General features: G+C 48.8%; 14 protein-coding genes and 1 pseudogene. 6 read left to right on the top strand and 9 right to left on the bottom strand.

Translation table 11 applies throughout. From position 1 onward, the window contains the following. Nucleotides 1–39: 39 nt before the first annotated feature. The gene (locus DEF47_RS08570) at nucleotides 40–7524 is read right to left on the bottom strand and encodes an RHS repeat-associated core domain-containing protein (RefSeq protein ID WP_012189767.1); all 7485 of its coding nucleotides are present in this window, start codon (nucleotides 7522–7524) and stop codon (nucleotides 40–42) included. 243 nt (nucleotides 7525–7767) lie between these two features. Between DEF47_RS08570 and DEF47_RS08565 the strand changes: the two genes are divergently transcribed. After that, a complete protein-coding gene (locus DEF47_RS08565; RefSeq protein ID WP_012189766.1) occupies nucleotides 7768–8208 on the top strand; it encodes a hypothetical protein in 441 nt (146 codons plus the stop codon). Nucleotides 8209–8260: 52 nt separating this feature from the next. Here the strand turns inward: DEF47_RS08565 and DEF47_RS08560 are convergent, their stop codons facing one another. Next, the gene (locus DEF47_RS08560; protein ID WP_012189765.1) at nucleotides 8261–8569 is read right to left on the bottom strand and encodes a hypothetical protein; all 309 of its coding nucleotides are present in this window, start codon (nucleotides 8567–8569) and stop codon (nucleotides 8261–8263) included. Between the two features lie 3 nt (nucleotides 8570–8572). After that, on the bottom strand, nucleotides 8573–8899 hold the full coding sequence (locus tag DEF47_RS08555) for a hypothetical protein (protein WP_012189764.1): 327 nt from the start codon (nucleotides 8897–8899) through the stop codon (nucleotides 8573–8575). A gap of 126 nt (nucleotides 8900–9025) precedes the next feature. Here DEF47_RS08555 and DEF47_RS08550 point away from each other — a divergent pair, with 126 nt between their 5' ends. From DEF47_RS08550 to DEF47_RS08540, 3 genes and pseudogenes are all read left to right on the top strand, one after another. Then, entirely contained in the window at nucleotides 9026–10000 is a 975-nt protein-coding gene (locus tag DEF47_RS08550) for a hypothetical protein (protein WP_012189763.1), read from the top strand. Between the two features lie 6 nt (nucleotides 10001–10006). Beyond that, nucleotides 10007–10201, top strand: a pseudogene (locus DEF47_RS25165) (DnaJ domain-containing protein); the annotation flags it as partial. Between the two features lie 798 nt (nucleotides 10202–10999). Continuing rightward, complete coding sequence (locus DEF47_RS08540; protein ID WP_012189761.1) at nucleotides 11000–11440, top strand: hypothetical protein; 441 nt, start codon at nucleotides 11000–11002, stop codon at nucleotides 11438–11440. A 56-nt stretch (nucleotides 11441–11496) separates the two neighbouring features. Here the strand turns inward: DEF47_RS08540 and DEF47_RS08535 are convergent, their stop codons facing one another. The 6 genes from DEF47_RS08535 to DEF47_RS08510 all read right to left on the bottom strand — a co-directional run bounded on the left by DEF47_RS08535 (nucleotide 11497) and on the right by DEF47_RS08510 (nucleotide 17103). After that, the gene (locus DEF47_RS08535; protein WP_287045080.1) at nucleotides 11497–12888 is read right to left on the bottom strand and encodes a S8 family peptidase; all 1392 of its coding nucleotides are present in this window, start codon (nucleotides 12886–12888) and stop codon (nucleotides 11497–11499) included. Nucleotides 12889–12921: 33 nt separating this feature from the next. Beyond that, the gene (locus DEF47_RS08530) at nucleotides 12922–13785 is read right to left on the bottom strand and encodes a LysM peptidoglycan-binding domain-containing protein (protein ID WP_012189759.1); all 864 of its coding nucleotides are present in this window, start codon (nucleotides 13783–13785) and stop codon (nucleotides 12922–12924) included. After that, the gene (locus tag DEF47_RS08525; RefSeq protein ID WP_012189758.1) at nucleotides 13782–15314 is read right to left on the bottom strand and encodes a tetratricopeptide repeat protein; all 1533 of its coding nucleotides are present in this window, start codon (nucleotides 15312–15314) and stop codon (nucleotides 13782–13784) included. Before DEF47_RS08525 ends, DEF47_RS08530 begins: the two co-directional genes overlap by 4 nt. Nucleotides 15315–15518: 204 nt before the next feature. Beyond that, entirely contained in the window at nucleotides 15519–16187 is a 669-nt protein-coding gene (locus DEF47_RS08520; RefSeq protein WP_012189757.1) for a DUF8817 family protein, read from the bottom strand. A gap of 80 nt (nucleotides 16188–16267) precedes the next feature. After that, entirely contained in the window at nucleotides 16268–16645 is a 378-nt protein-coding gene (locus DEF47_RS08515) for a cupin domain-containing protein (RefSeq protein ID WP_012189756.1), read from the bottom strand. A 143-nt stretch (nucleotides 16646–16788) separates the two neighbouring features. Next, entirely contained in the window at nucleotides 16789–17103 is a 315-nt protein-coding gene (locus DEF47_RS08510) for a hypothetical protein (protein WP_041304430.1), read from the bottom strand. Between the two features lie 298 nt (nucleotides 17104–17401). Between DEF47_RS08510 and DEF47_RS08505 the strand changes: the two genes are divergently transcribed. Together DEF47_RS08505 and torT are read left to right on the top strand one after the other, a co-directional pair. After that, the gene (locus DEF47_RS08505; RefSeq protein ID WP_012189755.1) at nucleotides 17402–18049 is read left to right on the top strand and encodes a RidA family protein; all 648 of its coding nucleotides are present in this window, start codon (nucleotides 17402–17404) and stop codon (nucleotides 18047–18049) included. A gap of 141 nt (nucleotides 18050–18190) precedes the next feature. Beyond that, on the top strand, nucleotides 18191–19330 hold the full coding sequence (gene torT / locus DEF47_RS08500; protein WP_012189754.1) for a TMAO reductase system periplasmic protein TorT: 1140 nt from the start codon (nucleotides 18191–18193) through the stop codon (nucleotides 19328–19330). The last annotated feature ends 13 nt before the right edge of the window (nucleotides 19331–19343 follow it).

Below are 19343 nucleotides of genomic sequence, written 5' to 3'. Positions count from 1 at the left end.
AAACTTGATCGACGGCCTACTAAGAGGTTTAATGATTGATCAGGGTGTGTTTTCCTCGCCATTGTAGACGTAATTTGGAATTGAATGGAGTGTCCAGCGAGGGTCAGTGCCATTAAACCCATAGCTGTTGACTACATTGATTAATTCCGTCCAAGCTGCTTGTTGATCTTGGAACGAAACACTCAAGGCACATGGATCTCGACCCATCAGCTTATCATGCAATTCATCGCTGATTTGCAAAACATAGATCGCATCTGTTTTGGCAAACGGATTGATTGTAGTACTTCCCTCGACTAGTCCAATTCCTGCGCTTGTTTCGAGGGTAATATTACCAGTAAATGGATCGATCCCCAATGCTAAAGGCATCACTTCGACAACAATTAAGTCGATCTGTGGACCTATTAATATTTTTGCTGATGTTCCTTCCCACAGTGTTTCTAAGAAATTATCGCCTTCACCTTTCTTATATGCTCCTGGCATTGATACTTCAGCACCTACCAATCCCCAATTTCCAGCAACACTAACGCTATCTGGGCTTAGACTGACAGACCCCGCTTTGATTGCAACTGAGCTTTCAACAAGTTGATCTCCTTGTTTAATCATGATGTAGGGATTATCGTTGTCGGTATAGGCTTGCCAGAAGTTAAGCCATTTTCTATAGGCGCTGTACTCCATATTAGGGATTGGATTCGATTCAGGGAACGGATTTGGAATTTCAGGTTCATCATCACCTGGCAAGTGACCCGAAGGATCAGTCGCGTTGATTGGGTTGTTGTAGACATAGCTATAGCGATTGAAACTTTGGGGATTACTCGGCTCAGGAATCATGCTGTCGGCACTGATAAAGCGGCCAGTGCTTGGCAGATAGAAGCGGGCATTCATATAGGTTAGGCCAAGCTCACGATTCTCTTGATGGCCAGTAAAGCCGCGATCGCTATAGGCTGAGTTGAGGCCTAGGCGTTCCTCGCCAAATGGCAGATAGCGTACATTATTCAAAATCGCTGTGCCCGTTTGATCCATCAAAGTGTTGGCGCTGCCGAGCTTATCGACATACACAAACACTAATGATTGATCAACCAAGCTTGTGGCGACACTATGTTTGCGGCGGGTAGCGATTGGCGTGCCAGCGATTGCCACAGTTTTGCTGCCGATATCAATCGTATGCGTGGTTAAATTGTTGCCAATAACTTGAAACTCACCAGCATTGCTATTGCCGCCCCATTGATTGGCGACGATGCTAATACCGCTGACAAAGCCTTTGGTTATGCCAAATTCGCTGTCGCTTGCTCCCGCGAGGCTCGTTACTTGGTCGGTGCTGAAGTTGACGCTGGCAACCAAGGTGTCGCTTGCGCGTGGCGTGAAGCCATAGTAATTGCTGCCATCATCGTATTGCCAAGTGCTGAGCGTGCTGTTATAGCGCACACAAACAAAGTGTTTGCTGGCAAGTTGCGCTGGGATCGATTGGCTAAAGCGTTGGTTCAGGGCTTGGCGACTGTGCATGATATAGCCAGTGCCTGTCGCGGTATCCAAACAATTGATGCCCATGCCTGCCGATGTGATCGTTACTTCGTAGGCTTGCGGCGTGAAATTCAAGCCAGCAATCCCAAATTCGCCTGGGTTGCTCTCGCCATTCCATTGATTGACCGTGATGGTTAAGTTGCTGCTGCTTAGGCCTTTTTGCATGCCCAAGATCGTGCCAGTTTGGCCGACATAGCTGGTGTAGCTATCGTTGCTGAAATCGATTGCGCCGATCAAGCGGTCGCTTTGGCGTGGAGTAAAGGCGAAATAGGCCGAATTATTATCGTATTGCCAGGTTTGGCCGTTGTGGCGTACACAGATGAAGTGCGCAGCATTGTTGATATCGGGCGCTTGCTCGGCGAAGCGGCTATGCACCGATTCAGCGCTGTACATCAGGTAGCCTGTGCCAGTTGCATCTTCTTGGCAAGCCACACCATAGCCATGGTTGGCGACGCTTTGGGCAAAGGCATTGGTTTTGAAGTGGGTTCCAGCAATTTCGAACTCGCCTGGATTGTTGGTTCCACCAAAGACATCTTTGCTGAAGGCTAGGTTGCTGGTGGTATAGCCATAGCGCAGGCCATAAATCGCCCCTGATTGATTGAGATATGGGCTGACTGTGGTTGCATTGTAGTTGAAACTGGCGACCAACAAGTCGCTGGCAATCGGAGTGAATGCATAGAAGCCAGCATCGTTATCGTATTCCCAAACGCCAGTATTGTTGCGCACACAGATGAAGTGGTCGCTGATGTTGGCCGCTGGCAAATTGCCAAAGCGCTGTTTGACTGGGATTTCACTGTACATAATATAGCCAGCGCCGCCATAGCTTTTTGTTTCAGGGTTGTAATCGCTACACAGAACTCCAGCGTTGAGGCTATCCACGGCTGAGTTGCTGCTGCTGACGGTCGTGCGTTGATAATTCGGGAAAGGATCGTAGGTAACTGTGCCATCAGCGGCGAAGGTGGTAGTGCGCTGGCCGCTGGGATCATAGCGGAAGCGCGTGGTTTGATCGTGTTGATCGATCACTTCATACAAGCGTTGCTCAACATCGAAGGCTTGTTGATACAGGCCGCTAGCATCGTTGCGCACGATCATATTGCCTGCTTGATCGTACTCGAAGAAATTGCCTTGGCTGGTTGAACGCAGCGCATGCGGCTGAGTACCTATGCCGTTGTAGGTTTGAGCAATGCCATTATTGTTGGTTAAGTTACCCAGCTTGTCATAAGCATAGATATGGCTGTAAATGCCGCTGGTGCTGGTCAAACGATCCAATTCATCATAATTGAAATAGGTATTGCCCGAGAGCGAGCCACTTTCGTAGAGGAGGCTGATATTGCCGATTTGATCGTACTCGTAGGTATAGCTCGGCAACAGGCTATGTTGATGATTGATGCTAGCTAGGCGGAAATTGCTGTTGCCTGTGTTGGCCGTGCCAGTTGCGCCATAATAATTAAAGACCGTGTTATGCCCGCCATTTGTACGATCGATTAGACTGATGTGGCCACGGGCGTTGTATTCGATATTGCTTACCAACGCACCATGGCTGCCCAAACTCAGGCTATTTTCGCCTTCTAAATCGTGGGTGATGGTTGCGACTTCGCCATCGGGATAGGTGATTGTGGTGGCGCGATTGAGGGCATCGAAGTCGCCAAATTGCATGCTAAAGCTTACGCCATTGAGCGTGCGCGTATGGCTGGTGAGCAAGCCAAGGCTATTGTAGTTGAAACTTTCGCCATCAACCGCGCCATTACCATCACGATTCCATTTAACTGATTGGAGTTTGCCGATTTTGCCTGCGCCACTGCTGTAGTAGCTTGAGTTGGCTAGCCACAACGCCCCGTTCAAAATTGGCGTGTTAGAACAATTAGCGCCAGCATTGGTGGTATTTTTGCTGGTATTGCGCTGCAACGCATCGAAATAGAAACACACAACATCGTCATCGTTCGTAAGCAGACTATCGTTGAGCGTGCGTTGCTCAATAATTCGCGCATTGGCGTTATAGCGATACTTGATTGTGCCCATATCGGGGTCGTTGATTTGCAACTTATGGCCAAAGCCGTTGTAAACCATGGTTGCTTCGGGTGCGATCAACGCTCCGTTGCCAGCGTTGCTAGGTTGGCGGCGGCTGATTTTGTTGATATTGCCGAGGGTATCGTATTGGAACTGGGTATCGCTATAAACGATTGGGCTATCGGCAGTACCGCGATATTCGCGCCGCAAGACCAACTGTTCTTGATTGTTGATCAAGCGCATTTCTAGTTGGTTCTTGGGATTAATTTGTTGATGCTGCCAGAAGAGATTTTGGCCAGCAACCGTGATGTTGTTAACTAAGCTCCAATTGGCTTTGTTAAGGCTGCCATCGGCGGCAGTGGTTTGCTTGACCCGCCCAAAATTATCGTAGCTGGTCAGGGTTTTGGCCATACTGCTATCGCTGCATGGCGTGGTGACGAAGGGTGACGCTGGCCAAACCAAACCGCGATCGATGTAGAACGGCAGGTTGAACGGCGCAGTTTGGCAGATTGTCTGTCCGAGTGCATTGTAGGCGGTTGTGCTATAAATTTCTTGGCGCTTGGCTTCGCCATCAACATCGGCCCAAATATGGCGGCTTTGGATAGCGCGGCCAAAACCATCGTACATGGTTTGGTCGTTGTAGGCGAAATTGCCAGTGCTGCTGGGGTTGGCATAGCTGCCAGGCCGCTTTTCATCGCTGATCAGGAATGGTTGATTGGCAGCAGGATTGGCAAAAACCGCGCTGTCGTTCCAATAATTATCCCAATAGCGGTAGCGAATAACTGGATTGCCGTTCCACTTGGTGCTATCGCCAAAGCCCGTGAAGCTATAGCTATCGAAAGTATTGACTAAGCGACCAAATGGATCGTACTCGTAGCGTACAATCGTGGCATCGGGATTGGTGACACTTTTGAGCAAGCCAGTCTGAATTTGGAAGCCATCAACGGCGGCGATGTTGCCAGCATCGTTGCGGAAACCATAAATTTCGTAGGTTGTAGCTTGATTTAATGCGTTAGTGGTTTTGACTGGATATAGATTGTAATCGCTGTCGTACCACAAACTGGCAACTTGGCTCAGGTTTGGTTGGCCAGTTTCGGTGGGCTTCCAATCGAGCGAATCGCTAAAGTTGGCTTTGAGCGAACGATAGCCAAAGCCACTGTAGATTGTGGTCGTTTTGGGGTTGCCAAAGCTATCGTAAGTCATATCGCTATCGATGGTTTGGAAGGCATGGACACAATTAGGGTCAGCTGGTTGTGGCAAGCCGCTTGGATTTGGAATCTCAGCACAAGTAATAGGCCGAGTTTGGCGGCTGCGGGTGACCAAGCCTTGGGTTGGGGCAGTAGCGTTGGTTGTGGCCCCATCATAATAGATCCATGTGCCGTTTAAAAATGTGCCTTGTTGATCGTAACGACCGCTGGCTGTGGGCGCGTTGACCATCCAGGCTTGGCCTCCAGTGGCTCGGCCATTGTTGGGCGTGTAATAGGTAACTTGTTTTTCGTAAGGTGTCGTTGCAGCAGCACTAGCATAGAGCCAAGTGTCGGTGAGGTTGCCATATTGCACGCCAGCTTGTTTGGCCACATCGTAACCAAACGTGCGCTTGGTCGAAATTTCAAGGCCGTTGCTATATTGATAGCTCTTAACTTCGCTCAAATAGGTGAACATATTGGGCAAGCCATGCAGGCTATCGGTGTTGTAGGTGCTGTGGGTTGCATCCAACAACGTTCCATCGCCAGCAAAATTGCGCTGAATCATGGGCTTGCCACTGGTGGTAGCACTATTTTGCGAGAAAATTGTTTCGTTGCGTTTGAGCAGCGTTGTGCCGTTAAAATCGTAGCTGCGTTGATTGACCGTGGCAAAGCCAGTGATTGTGCCAAACTCGGGAGCATCGCTTGCGCCACAAGTGATTGCGCCTGCGGGAACGTTGCTTGACCATTGGCCATAACAGGGCTGGCTATAGCTGTAGGTGGTTTTGACGGCAGGATTACGCCCGTCGTTGGCTAAAGTTTCGACCACGTAATAGCTTTGGCCCAAACTTGGCCAAACATACCGATCATAGCCTAGGTAGGTATAATCGCCAATCCAACGATTATCCGAGGCGTAATTGAAGCTGATTTCACCACCATAATTGCTGCGCATGCTCTTGAGATAGTAGAAAGAGAAACAATTGTTGTTGTAATGTGGTTTGGCTTCGTAGGTAAAGCTGGTGGCGGGCAAAGTCCAACCATCTTCGGTTGTTGGGTCGGCATCAACCCCGCTAGCGACCGTAATCGCATTGACCACCCGAGTATGAGTTGAGCGCGGAATATTCGGCTGAGTATCTTGGTTCATACAGGCCGGACTATCAACGAAATGGCCTGATAAGTTAATCCGATATTCTTTAATTGGGGTGCTCAACGAGCCATGATAGACATAAATTGTGTCGATCAGGTAGGCAAATTGGGTTTTGGTGGTAAATACCAAGCGGCTGGCAGGAGTAGTGCTCAATTGAGCAACGGTATCGCTGACTGGCAAGGCCGTCACCCGATTTGGGTAATTGTAGCTAATGCTGCCGATGCGGCTTTTCCACGTAGTTAATTGCAAGGTCGATTTATGGCTTGAGCCTTGGAGATACCACTCAATTGGCTCGGTGACTGTCCAGTTGACATATTGATAGGTCATCTGGTTGCCAGCGCGATCGGTGACCGTATCGACATGCCAAGCCAAGGCTGAGCGTTCGTTATTGGGGCGGCCTTGATGGCCTTGCACATTCCAATAGCCAATATCCCAAATTTGGTGTTCTTCGGCGTGAGGATAATAACCCAAACGATAGGTCACACCCGTTGGCGTTACCACAATCCAATATATTCCATCGGTATTGGGGGTGGCCGTGTTATAGACCCGTTTGATGTAGTAGCCTGGAGCATCTTTGGCAAAATAGCGCATGCTGCTGGCAGTGGCAGTTTGGCTGGGAAACTCAGGGAAGAGTTCATGTCCAGCGCCGTTGATCGTCAAACGGAAGTTGTCGGGATGTTTGTTGGATGGAAAGCCCGCAACGAATTCAGTTTTTACCCCAACCCGTGCAATGCTAATATCGCTGATTGACCAAGCATCGCCCAGTGGGCCTGCACCAGTGTCATCGCGAATCCGGCCATCAAGGCTCCGGCTGTTGTAGCTTAATTCGACTTTTGGTTGCAGGCCACCACGACCCATTGGGCCTTCAATTGGGTAGGCATAGGTGGCTGCTCCGCTAAAACTGGCAACTGCTGCTGGAACCCAGCTGGGATTCCAACGCTCTGGCCGTGTGCCAGCTGCCCATGTCGAAAAATGGTCAACATCGGCGCTAATCAAGCCCTTGGCATCGTGTAAGGTAATTGGCACTTCGATCCAGTGGTTGGGATCGGCTTGATCTTGGTAGGCCAAATAAAATTGTTGATAATTGCTGGGAACATCGCGCATGAGTTGGCGCAAATCGAGCACCATGCGCACTGGTTTTTTGAAGTTGGCAGCTTGATCGTTGGTTTGGGCTTCGATGTTAAAGCGATAGAACGTAACTTGCTCAGCTTGGTCGCGCAGGTAGCCTTCACTTTTGCTGCTGCGTTGGAGCTGTTGGGTCAAGTTTGGCAAGGCTTGAGCTTGAAACTCCAAGCGCGTAGCGGTCGCGAAGGTATCGGCCTCAACCAACAAGCTCAACGGCGCTTGCTCGAATTGTACGGCGGTGGTTTTGGCGCTATCAAGTTGGGCAGTGACCACCTGATTAAGTTGCGGCTGAATGCTTAAGTTTTGGGCCGCCACAGGCATAAAATCAGCCCTGCTGCTGGCTTTTTTTGGTAGCGCAGTTGCTAAACGCGGGGTTTGCGGATCGCGTGTTAGGCCAGTATCGGGAGCAAACGCTTGCTCAACCGTTTTGTTGGACTGATCAGTTTGGGCGGTGGCTGGCTGGCTCGCTGGGAAGAGCGACCAGAGCATGCTCAAGAGCATTCCAACGTGAATCAATCGTCGATAGGGGCGGTTTACGGACATACATCCTCCTACGATGCTTGCAAGTATGTCACCTTCGTGCTCTGCAATCAGCTAGAATGTAGGCGATGTGCGGGTCAAAGAGTGGGACTAGCACTCCGAATCTACTCCGAATCTACTCCGAGGCGGCAAAATCTTGGGCTTGACGCAAGTGCAGCATGGCCTTTATAATCGCCAAAAAGCGCGACGAAGCACTTTCCCCTCGTCACGTCTCCGAACCGCCTGTATACGTGAGGAGCATCATTCATGTCGGTGTTTAAAGATTCAGAAGAACTGATCAAGTACCTTGGTGCATTGTATGATGAGGCCAAGTGCGATCCTGAAATTGCGCCCAAAATAAAGCAATCTGGCCTCTCAATTCAGTATCGCTACGATGATCCCGATGGGATTGTGAGCATTCTGGCTGATCGTCAGCCAAGCCAAGAGGGAGCCTTTTTCGATGTGGTTTGGGGCGAAGTGCCTGGCTTAAAGCCCGATGTGGTGATGTCGATGAAGGCCGATATTGCCCACCAATTTTGGCATGGCACAATCAATTTGATGGCTGCATTAACGCGCCGTCAGATTGTAGCCAAAGGCCCGATTCCCAAAATTATCAAGCTTTTGCCAGCGGTCACCCCAATGTATGAGATGTATCCACGGCTGCTGCAAGCAATGGGTCGGCCTGAGTTAGTGGTTCACAAAAAATAAGCTTTATCGTATGCTGCAACAGCCTAGAGTATTTGCTCTAGGCTGTTTGTGTTTAAGTTCTCTCTCGTGGTTCAACGATCTTGCCGATGGCTACGACGGTTGGCCCTTCACATAATTCCAGTAATTGACCTGGCTGGAGCCACGATTCGGTGCATGGTTCCTCTACGATCAAAGCGCATTGTTGGGCATAACCTATACGTGTTGCTGGATCATATTCAAGGTTCATAATCCGAATGCTCCAAAGCCAAGCTGGATAGCGCTGCCAACGAAAATTGATCCACATCGTTTCAAAGAGTGGATGGGTACGCCCGCCAAGATGTGCGGGAATCATGATGAATTCAATGTCGATTGAAATTGTCATTGTTTACTCCTCGTTAGCTGTCACCCATGCTTCAGTGATTTTGCCAACTGCTAAAATGTTATAGCCAGCGAGAAGCTCGATGCGTGCTCCTTGTTCCAATGACCGATCGGGCAATGGATGATCTGCTATAAATCGACAAGTGGCAAAGCCTTCGAGTGTGGTTGGATCGTATTCAAGCTTAATACACTGAATATCGCGCCTTTCTTTAATGTGTGCTTCAATGTTGCGCTGCCAACGAATGCCGGGACGCATATTGTTCCACGGTGGCCCACTATGCCCACCAAACTGTTTGGGAATCCAAAAAAACTCAATTGAAATCCAAATTGCCATCGTTTATCCTTCATATTCTCTAGCTGAATCTGCTGTACTGTACTAGGCCTTGAGGGCTAAAGTTCAATGCTTAGCCTGGTGTATGCTCCAAGGCAGCAATAACCTTGTAGCAATAAAGGAACTCCAATGAATTTGACTGAGCCATTCGATGATCAAGCGCAATATCAGGCGGTTTGTCGCTTAATCGAGGTCGATTTGGCGGCCTTGCCTGAAGCGTTGGCCCAGGCCTTACAAGCAGCGTTTGCTGAATTCAAACAGGGCAAATTTAGCCAAATTGCGGCTTTATTGCCAGCTTGGTTGGGCCAACAATTTCCAGTCGCAACGCCAGTGTATGCCCAACTTGGCGCGGCTCAATTGTATGGCTGGTGGTATTATTGGGCGCAAGATCAGCTGTTGGATGGCGATGGGGCGGCTGATTTGCTGCTTGGGGCGCATCTGGCATTGTTGCGTCAGATTGAGTTGTATACTGAATTGGGTGTGACCCAAAGCCCAATCTGGCCCTTGTTTCGCCAATTAACGGTGCAATCAGCCTTGGGGCATCAGCAGGAATTACGCTATCGTTTAAGCGAATTAAGCGTGTTAGGCTTTGAGCAGTTGGCAACCTTTGATCAAACGGTGTTGTTGGCTCGTGCTCAGCCGTTTTTCTTTTGTAGCCGTGCGCAGGCTTGGCTAGCAGGCGCTGATCCATTTGGTGCTGCGGCGAATCTGGTGATTGAAGCACTTGAAATCTTGACCCTCGCCCGCCAACTGAGCGACGATGCCAGCGATTGGATTGATGAACTCAAGCAGGATAAACTCAATAGTGTGGCCTGTCGCTTTTTGGGCTATTTGCAGCAACAGGCGGTTTTTACTGATTTTAGCCAATTGACGGCGGCCCAAGTCGCTGGACAACAAATTTTGCATGAAGCGTTTTGGCCTGCGCTTGAACAGCAAAATCAGCGTTTGATTGAGCAAACATTGCAAAAATTAGATGCAGCAAATCAGCAGCAATTGGCTGGTTTGTTGCGCCATCAAGCCAAATTGAATCATGATCTTTGGGAAAATCATGCGATCTATCGCCAACAATTACGTGGTTTTTTTGGTTTAGCAGCGAGTGAATAATTCTTTATGAAAACGCACTACGAGGTGCTAGGGGTTGCCAGCAACGCCGATGCCGCCACAATCGACGCAGCATTTCGGCGTTTGGCCCGCCAATATCACCCAGATATTAATAAAGCTCCCGATGCCACGGCCTTGATGCAGGCCTTGAATATTGCCTATGGTGTATTGAAAGATGCCCAAAAGCGCCAAGCCTATGATCGTGAATTGAGCGGCCAGCGTGATCAACCGCAGCCACGCCAGCAATCGAGCGGCAATGCGATCAACGATTTGTTTGCCGTGGCTTGGCATGCAGCGCATCCAGCAGTTTATTTGTACGAAAATCATACAGTTGAGATTGCAGGCAATAGTTTTCGCTTTGATTTTGCTTATCCTGCGCAAAAAATTGGGATTATTTGCCAAGCCTCAGCCAGTTCGCAAACAACTTGGGCCGATTGGCAGGTGATTCAATTAACTGCCCAGCAAATTATGAGTAATCCGATGGCGGCAGCCGAAGCGGCCTACCAAGCTTTAGCCGAAACCGCCTATGCAAGTACAAATCCAACCGAGTATGCCGCTGCCCAAGCCGAGTTGCGCTGGGCCGAAGAATGGCTTGAAAAATATGATCAAGCACAGTCGAATGGTGAAGATTTTGAGGAGCAGATTCGCACAAGTCTTGCACCACAATACAAACCGATGCTTGATTTGGCGCTGGTTGGTGGGGTTGGCGCGATTGTCGCCACGACCGTGGTTGGGGCAATCATCAAGTTGGCCTTGGCTGGGTTTGTGGCGATGGTAGCGGGTGCATTGCTGGCGGTGCGCTTTGTTCCAAGCCTGATTCAAGCATGGTCGGATGACCTACGGATCAAAGTTTTTGGGGCTAGTGCTGGAATTTGTTTGCTGCTGTTGCTGGTGATTCATGGCGGCAGTGCCATTGGCTTGCTGGTTGGGGCTAGCTTGATTGGTGGCTTAGTGGGCTATGTCTATGCCATGCGCCAACAAGCCAAGGTTTAGAGGTGCAGCATGCAGATGCTACGTTGTGTCCCCCATCAACGAGTGCTTTTAGCAACCACGCCAGCTCAACCTAGCTGGCGTTTAAAACAGACCATCATTGAATATGAACGTTATGTGCGCCAAATTCCCAACACTGAGCGCTTTGCAATTGTGGGCATGCGGCTGATTCCGCAACCCAATCGTTTGATTAGCTTTCGTGATTTAGCTTTGCGTGATGGGCGCTTTTTGGCCTTCGATGAATTACGTTGGGCAGTGCATGTGGTTGGCCAAACCTTAATCAACGTGTTGGCCGAACAACAAGTCCAAGGCCGCTTGATTACGGGCTTGCACTGCGATATTACGGCCTGTGTGGTGCATCCGGTCGATTCGGCTGAGCGCCATTTTGTGCAAACAACCCGCACTATTTTAGAGCGCTGCTTTAACGATGCGCAGCTTGAGCAGTTTGAGTGATTGATCTGCTTTATCTCCTGCTCACAACGCTCAAGCCGATTGACATTCAACAAGGTTTAAACCTGCAACAAGCCAATAATGCGCCCTAGATCTGGCATAACGCCAACCCGATCATGTTGGGGCTGGGCTGAATAGGTACAGGCATCTGGGTGGGTAAGCAACCTGCGTAATTCCTCGGGGCTGAATCGTGCTTGGCGCAGCTGTTCGCCAATTGCTTGCGCTAAAATGGCGGCTCCGGCAATAATCGCTGCTGCTGCTGATGTTCCGCCAAAGCTTAAGCTATAGCCCGAAGCATTGGTGGTAAATACACCATTGCCCCAAGCGAAGCAATTGACCCGTTGTCCATAGTTGGAGCTAGCGGTTCGCGTTGCTTTATTGGGGTCGCGACTGTAAACCGCTCCAACTAGAATTGCCCCAGAATCACGATAACGGGCTGTTTCTGGCTCAATTTGATATGTTCCCACGGTATCCCAACACGTTGCCAAATCGCTAGCGCCATTTCCAGCAGCCTCGATCACAATAATGCCCAGTTCGCTCGCCAACCGAATGGCCTCGAAATTGGCTGGTTCTAATTCGACTGGTAGCAATCTGCCTGGTTGATTGGGCGTGTTGGTGTAGGGTCCGCCAGCCAGATCTTGGTAGATTTGCAATTCTAGCAGGATCAGATTACCTGATAATTCAAGTGTTGTTAAGTAGTTGCTTGCGGCGACAATCGCATTGGCGATATTCCAGCTTGGTTGGTTGGTGCCATTGCTTGGTTTTTGCCAGGGCGAAATGACTGCTGCTGCTGCGTCGTGAGCGATTCCAACTCCACCCTCAGTATTATTTTGGGCCACCAGCACACCTAAAACATTCGTGCCATGATCAGCACAAGCGGGATCATGCATATCACAATGCAGCAGTGAGGGCAAGATCGTAATCGGCGAACTGCCATGTTGCAGCAAATCGGGGTGTTCTAATTGCCATGATTTCTCAATATCCACAATCGTGATGGCTTTGCCTGCATGCTCTAAAACCTTCCAAGCCGCTTCAGCATCGATGCCGCCAATGGTTGGGCCAGTGCTGCTTGGTGGGTTGAGATAGGTTTGGCGTGCGCGGCGAGGGTTAGCATCAGTGGGCACAGGTGCTGGCGGCGATTCAACATAGGCATACTCAAGTTCTGCCCATTGGTTAATTTCCTCAATGATTGCAAAGGGATCTTGGTCTGGCTCAACATCAATCGCAAAGAAGGCCAAAAAATTTGGTGCTTGATATTCTGGGTTAGTTTGCTGGGCTTGCTGAACTAAGCCAACTAATTGATCAGGATCGACGCTGTTAAAGAGCGGTTGAACAACATAGCCTTGAAAATTTTGATCGGTATAGATTAGCGGAGCCTGCTGATCGTGGAATTTGACCACAATACAGCGGGCTAGCGGCCCATGCTGATTGGTCGGTGGAAAAAGCATCATTGACCTCATTTGGTGTGAATTATGGGTGTAAATTTATTCGTCGTTGGGCGTGAGTGTTATATCAATTGGCGTGGTGCTTGGGCTTGGGCTGGCTTTGGTGCTGGTTGGTTCAGGCGATGCTTTGGGTAAGGTCGATGATTCAATAATTTCAAAGCTTGCTTCGGCCCACACAGTTTGGCTTTGCATTTCAACCAGATAAAAGCCACTTGGAGTATCGACGGGGCTAACATAGACAAAGGTGATTTTCCCCGTAGCATCAGCCATCAGCTCACCTGTTGCCACGATCGCAAAATCTTCGTTGTAGATGGTGTAATTGATATTCGCATTGGGTTCGAATTTCTGATAGTGCAAGCTGAAGCTTGTGCCAGCAATACCAAGGCTGGGGCTAATCAAAAGCTGATCGTTTGGCCCACTTGGAATCGGAATATCAATCGTGCGCGTGGCGATTGCTGCCAGATCGGGATTAGGTGATGGCTCGCTGCTTGGTTCGGCTGGAGCAGCTACATCATTGGTTGGCTCAACGCTTGACAGCGTGGGCAAGTAGAGCTGTTGGCCTGCGAAAATGAGCGTGTCATTTAAACAATTGACCTGTTGAAGCTGTTCGACGCTCGTTCCGCTGCGGTAGGCTAGCTCGGAAAGCGTATCATTGAGCAAAACGGTGTAGCTGATCCATGTGCTCGGTTTTTGGCAGGCAACTGCTGTTATAGCTGGTGTTGGCTGTTGAGTTGCTACTGGAGTTTGGATTGATACAGTTTGGGCAAGCGATGGTGTGATCAAGCCAAGTATTGGGCGGCTTGGTGTTGGAGCTGTTTGATCTGAACCAGGTGGAGTTTGTGCTCCACATCCTATTAATAACCAGCCGAGTGCTATCAACCATGTAGCTAAGCGTGGTTTCATTTGGCTGCTCCTTGGGTGAGCCGTTGTTGGACGCGCTGCTGCAAATCGGCATTTGTGGCTAAACGTTGGGCTTGCTCAAATGACCACTGAGCAGCGTTGGTTTGACCTGCCTCGACATAAACTACCCCTTGCCAATAGTAGGCCCAAGCCGTAAGTTCTTGCAAAATCGGGTCGTTCCGCACTGGATCATAGTTATTAATTAGGGTTTGATAGGCTTGTAAGGCGCAATTTGCTAGTTTGGTTGCCTCGCTATTTGCGGCTACACTTCCACCAAGCCGTTGCTGAACATATTGCAATTGCAAGGTACAAACGTTGCCGATTCCAAAGGTGGCTTTTTCCTCGATATAGCTGCCAAATGGCTGATCTGGCAAGGCTTTGGCTTGGTTAAAGAATTCCATGGCCTGAAACAAATTGCCTTGGGCATAAAAAATATTGGCTTTGGCAAGGTAAGCGCGGCCATAAGCTGGGTTAAGCTGGAGAATTGCGTCAAGGTAGCGCTGGGCGCGGGCAAAACAAGCGCTGTGATCATCGACTTCGAGCGCACATTGCTCAGTAGTGATCACAGCGGCAAATAATAAAAGTACCTCTTTGCCTTTAATATTTGGGTGAATTTCAGCGGCGGCAAGCGCTTGATTGATCGATGCCAGCGCTGCATCAAGATTGGTTGTTCCCTCAAGCCCTAAGTAGACCAAGGCTTTGGTAAATTCAATCAGAATCAATGCATCAGGTAGATCCAACAACGAATGACCTGCTAAAAGATCAGCCTCTGAGAGTTGCAGTTGAGCGCCAATTTGGTGTTCGCCATTGATCAGCTCGCCAATATTAATCCGATGTGGATCGATCACATAAAAACGCAGCGTTACAACCGCCCCCGTGCTGCTCGATTGGGTATCGCCGTAGATCACCATATGCGCATTTGTGGTTTGGGCTAGCTGCTGAGCGGCCTCAATCGATGGAATAAAACGCGGATCAGTCTGAATTTTGACCCGATTGAAGCTACTCATTCCATACAAATTATCAAGATCCTGCGCCAACAGATCATTCCATTGATTGGGAATTTCTTCATTAAGCTGGGTAAATTCAGCGATCACAATATTGACATCGCCTGTCATGCTCTGTGATGACGGTTGTTGCGAGGCTTGAAATTGATCGGAAGCGTGTAAAGGCATCAGCAAACCGATGAAACCAACGATTAGCGCAATAATTCGGCGAGTCAGGCCACGTTTTAGTTTAGCTGTGTTTGCGCTTGCGATCGGATTTGGCATGACAACCGTTATGGTTGTTTGATTGAGGTTGCCACCAACGACGTTATAGCTGGCTAAGTTAGCAGTTTGGTCATTAATAGTTAATCTCAGGGCTTGCCCATCGATCATAGTTGGTTTTTGCTCAAGCAGATCACAAATTGCCTGCGCCACGACAGCCGGATCGTAGCCTGGCATTTTTTGCTGAAACGCACGAATTAATTCAGCTTTGTCAATTTTATCAATCGCCAATTCAGCTGTTGGAGGATGTTGGGCAAGTTCATCCATAATCAATCTTTCGGCGGAGTAATAACGACCTTTAGGGCAATGGTTATTTTGGCAACGATCACTGCCATTACAAACAACTTTGGTAGCCTAATTAATTTTTATTGCGATAGATTAAAGTCTGCTATACAAATAAAACGTAGGCTTGGATCAACATTATGCGATTCAAACTGACAACTATTCGTCAGCCTGAACCACATTTTTACGCTATAAACCGAGCTGTTGGCGTTGTTCAGGATTGAGTTCAATGCTGTTGAGTTGGGCAGTTAATTGTTCAAGTTGTTGATCTTGCTCAAGGGCTTGGGCTAATTCGATTCGTGCTAGCAAGGCTTGGGCATAATCAGAACTTGGGGCATCAGGGTAACGAGCGAGGGCATGATCAAGCGTTTTGGCGGCGGTTTGATTATCGTTTTTGAAATCGCGCAAACGAGCGGCGACGGCAATTGCCCGTTGCAATGGGTTTCGCTCAGGGTTTTTGTAGGCTTGGGCAGCCGCCTCATCTTCGACACCTTGTTTAATGAAAATAATCGAATTGCCAGCATTATCGGTGAGGGTAAAGCGGCTTTGGCCAGGTTTCATACGTGAGATGCGTGGGAAGCCTTGGGCGGGAACTTTGCCCAAACTCGTTCGCAGGTGTTGACTAAATTGTTGATGTAATTGTTCAACTTCGGGCACAATGATCAAGCAGGTGCTGTAGTTTTCGGCGGGTGCTAGCTGTTTTAAGCCGAAAAAATGCAGACAATAATCATCAGCATTGATTACAGCATAGGGGTTAGGCTTGCGTTGGGTGTAGCTGACCGTAAAGCCAAGACTAGACCAAAAAGCGATCGTTTGATCTAAATCTGCGCAGGGTAGGGCTGGAATTGTTGTTGGCATAACCACCTCCAGATTTTTCGCTGCTAAGATTGGTAGTATAGCCTTGGCTCGGCTGTTTTGGCTCAGTCTTCGGCTGGATTTCAGGCTTGGGCTGCTAGCGCTTCGAAAAAGCGATCAAGCCCGCCTGGAATAGCCGTGATCAAAATCACACACGTTTCGGGGTGATCATTGCGAAAGAAATGGCGCGTGCGTTGCGGAAAGTGGGCAATACCACCAACTTCAAGTACCCATTGATTGCGTTCATCGCCAACCGTGCAGCGCCCCGCTTGAACCACCAAAATCTCCATTTCGACCTCATGTTGATGCATTGCAGCGCCTTGACCTGGCGGCAAAGTAACTTCCAAGACCGTACATTGATCGTTGGTGGCAGCGCTCGAAACTTTGCAGCGAATATCGCCAATCAAGGTTGTGCCTGCTTCGGGTAAGACGACAGAAATTGGCATAAATGGCTCACTCATGGACAATCCTTCCGTGCTCAATTGATGATCTATGATACTCAGATTTGGCTGGTGGGGTTCATTGCTCGTTAAGTTTGAGGCCAACGCGATTAAAAAATAAATACTGATCGAATGTTACAGTTCGACCAGCATTCAGGATTAATTTATGCACTACGTTCCTCGACGATTTTGCCTATTGCCAAAATTCTCGGCCCATTGAATATGACGATAAGTTGATCTGGCTTAAGTCTTGCTTCTGGTAATTGATGATGCGAGCCAAATCTACACTTCGCATAACCTTGGCGGGTTATTTCATCATAATCAAACTGAATCCATTGAATGTCGCGTGTGGCTTCTTCTGGATCACGAAGGTAATGCCGCCAATGAATCTCGGTACGCATATTAGGATAAGGCACACCTTTATTACCGCCAAACTGAGGTGGAATCCACATAAACTCAAAATGAATAAATATCGACATAATTCAAACCTCGATTAATAGTATTGCTTACTCTACCGTAGCTGAGCCAAAATAGTTCTCTGATCGATTTTTAGCCCTTTAGACCTAGGACAAGTTGTTAGGATGACCTAGCCGAGGCTGGGTTCACGAGTCCCATTTAAATATGGTTTTTGGATAGGACTATTGGGACTGTTGACTTTGCTTTGAGGTCGGGTAAACTCAAAGCTATCCACTGACCCATTTGACCTATAAGCCCAATGACTAACAATTGATAACTTGATCGATCAAAGACATCAACCTTGTGCTGAGGAGTCCATCTATGAAACGCTTTTCTCTCAAACTCCTGCTCGTAATGGTAATGGCTGCCACGTTTAGTTCGATCTCACTGGCTTCGGAAGGCCAAGCGCTTGACAAAGCCCAACAAGCTGAACAGCATCGTTGTCGCAGACCAGGTGTTGATTGTGTCTTTGAAAAGGTTGAAGCCTATGTTGAAACGCGTTATGGCGTAGCTTCATTGCCAGCGCTGACTCCACCAACCGCAAATTATGTGTATGCTTCACAATCAGGCGAAACGGTCTTTATTTCGTCAGCTGGCCCAGAAATTTTGACTGGCAGCGGTGGTTTCCTCAAAGGCGAATTGCCAACCCTCTCGTTGGCAACGGCCCAAGAAGCCGCGATGCTGAGTTGTGTTCGGGGTTTACGCTTCCTCAAATCGACAATTGGCGACCTCGATCTGGTTGAGCACATTGTGATGGTCACCGGAACAGTCAATGTTACCCCAACCTACGACGATGTAACGTCTGGCCCCGTTGTTGGCGCACTTGGCAAAACGGTTGATGGCTGTTCAGACTTCTTGGTCGAAATTTTTGGCCCTGAAGCTGGTAAACATGCTCGTTCATCTGGTGGTAAAGTTGCATTGCCCTTCAATATGGCCACCGAAATCGAGTTGATTGTCGAAATTAAATAAGCTCTTGTGTGGGCAGGCCTCGTGTGAGACAATCTCTTACATAGGCCTGCCCATCTTTGTTTGTTTAGCCACGCTTCCCCACAATGCCCGCCTCATGCTCTCAACATTGTTGCACTAGGGTTTAAGTAAGAAGGAGATCCTATGCAGACTGCAACCAAACGCTCAAAATGGGTTCTTGGCAGTTTATTGGCCGCTAGTTTGGCCGCTTGTGGCACGGCTCAGCCAACCGCCCAACCAACATCCGTGCCTAGTGCAACCGTCGCGCTCAGCCAAACCAGCACCAGCACCAGCTATCAAGTTGAAGTCTGGAATCCACCATTCGATTTTGCTAGCCCCCGTACATCAACCGACTATGTGCCCTTGGTTGTGGCCGATAAGGCTGAGACAATTTGTGTTTCAATTCCGCACATCAAGGATAGCTATTGGTTGGCCGTTAATTATGGTGTAGTTTCCGAAGCCGAACGCTTAGGCATCAATGTGGAAATTGTTGAAGCTGGTGGCTATGGTAATTTGCCAACCCAAATTACCCAAATTCGCCAATGTGTGGCTAACGGAGCCAAGGCTGTGGTGATTGGGGCAATCTCGCTTGATGGCCTCAACGATTTAATTGTTGAGCTACAAAGCCAAAAGATTCCCGTGATTGCCTTTATGAATGATATTTCGTCGAAGGCCATTACCGCCAAATCGCTATCGGTGCCAGGCGAAGGCGGCCAAGAAATTGCTAAATATTTAGTGCAAAAACATGCCAAGGGCAGTGATGCTGTGGATGTCGCTTGGTTCCCTGGCCCCGAAAAGGCTGGCTGGTCGAAAGCCGCCGATGAAAAATTTAAGGCTACTATTACTGGTGGCGCAATTAACATTGTCGAAACCAAATATGGCGATACTGGCAAAGAAGAGCAGGCAAAATTGATCGAAGAGGTCTTGATCGCACATCCCGAGATCGATTATATTGTAGGTACTGGCCAAACTGCGGTAACTGCTGCCGAAATTCTGCGCGAACGCAAGCTGCAAGATAAAATCAAAATTATGGCATATTACATCAGTCCAGAAGTGTATGCTGAATTGCAGAGTGGTGGTATCCAAGCAGCGGCGGTGGCTCCCCCAGTTACGATTGCGCGAATAGCCATCGATCAAACGGTGCGCATTTTGGAAGGCAAAGAATTCATGGCCCATGTTGGCCCGAAGAGCTTCGTGATCGATACAGCATCGCTCACCAGCTTTGATCCGACGACTTCGATCCCACCCGAAACGTTCAAAATTACGCTGCGTGTGTCGCAATAGGTTGTTGTAGGTG

Source organism: Herpetosiphon sp., from assembly GCF_003512625.1.
GTDB classification, from domain to species: domain Bacteria; phylum Chloroflexota; class Chloroflexia; order Chloroflexales; family Herpetosiphonaceae; genus Herpetosiphon; species Herpetosiphon aurantiacus.
This window is presented reverse-complemented; position numbering and strand designations above follow the sequence as displayed.

What these genes read in the sequence shown, in the direction of transcription:
- DEF47_RS08570 (WP_012189767.1), bottom strand. Translation starts at nt 7,524, where the DNA reads ATGTCCGTAAACCGCCCCTATCGACGATTGATTCACGTTGGAATGCTC.
- DEF47_RS08560 (WP_012189765.1), bottom strand. Translation starts at nt 8,569, where the DNA reads ATGACAATTTCAATCGACATTGAATTCATCATGATTCCCGCACATCTT.
- DEF47_RS08555 (WP_012189764.1), bottom strand. Translation starts at nt 8,899, where the DNA reads ATGGCAATTTGGATTTCAATTGAGTTTTTTTGGATTCCCAAACAGTTT.
- DEF47_RS08515 (WP_012189756.1), bottom strand. Translation starts at nt 16,645, where the DNA reads ATGAGTGAGCCATTTATGCCAATTTCTGTCGTCTTACCCGAAGCAGGC.
- DEF47_RS08525 (WP_012189758.1), bottom strand. Translation starts at nt 15,314, where the DNA reads ATGGATGAACTTGCCCAACATCCTCCAACAGCTGAATTGGCGATTGAT.
- DEF47_RS08510 (WP_041304430.1), bottom strand. Translation starts at nt 17,103, where the DNA reads ATGTCGATATTTATTCATTTTGAGTTTATGTGGATTCCACCTCAGTTT.
- DEF47_RS08535 (WP_287045080.1), bottom strand. Translation starts at nt 12,888, where the DNA reads ATGATGCTTTTTCCACCGACCAATCAGCATGGGCCGCTAGCCCGCTGT.
- torT (WP_012189754.1), top strand. Translation starts at nt 18,191, where the DNA reads ATGCAGACTGCAACCAAACGCTCAAAATGGGTTCTTGGCAGTTTATTG.
- DEF47_RS08565 (WP_012189766.1), top strand. Translation starts at nt 7,768, where the DNA reads ATGTCGGTGTTTAAAGATTCAGAAGAACTGATCAAGTACCTTGGTGCA.
- DEF47_RS08550 (WP_012189763.1), top strand. Translation starts at nt 9,026, where the DNA reads ATGAATTTGACTGAGCCATTCGATGATCAAGCGCAATATCAGGCGGTT.
- DEF47_RS08530 (WP_012189759.1), bottom strand. Translation starts at nt 13,785, where the DNA reads ATGAAACCACGCTTAGCTACATGGTTGATAGCACTCGGCTGGTTATTA.
- DEF47_RS08540 (WP_012189761.1), top strand. Translation starts at nt 11,000, where the DNA reads ATGCAGATGCTACGTTGTGTCCCCCATCAACGAGTGCTTTTAGCAACC.
- DEF47_RS08505 (WP_012189755.1), top strand. Translation starts at nt 17,402, where the DNA reads ATGAAACGCTTTTCTCTCAAACTCCTGCTCGTAATGGTAATGGCTGCC.
- DEF47_RS08520 (WP_012189757.1), bottom strand. Translation starts at nt 16,187, where the DNA reads ATGCCAACAACAATTCCAGCCCTACCCTGCGCAGATTTAGATCAAACG.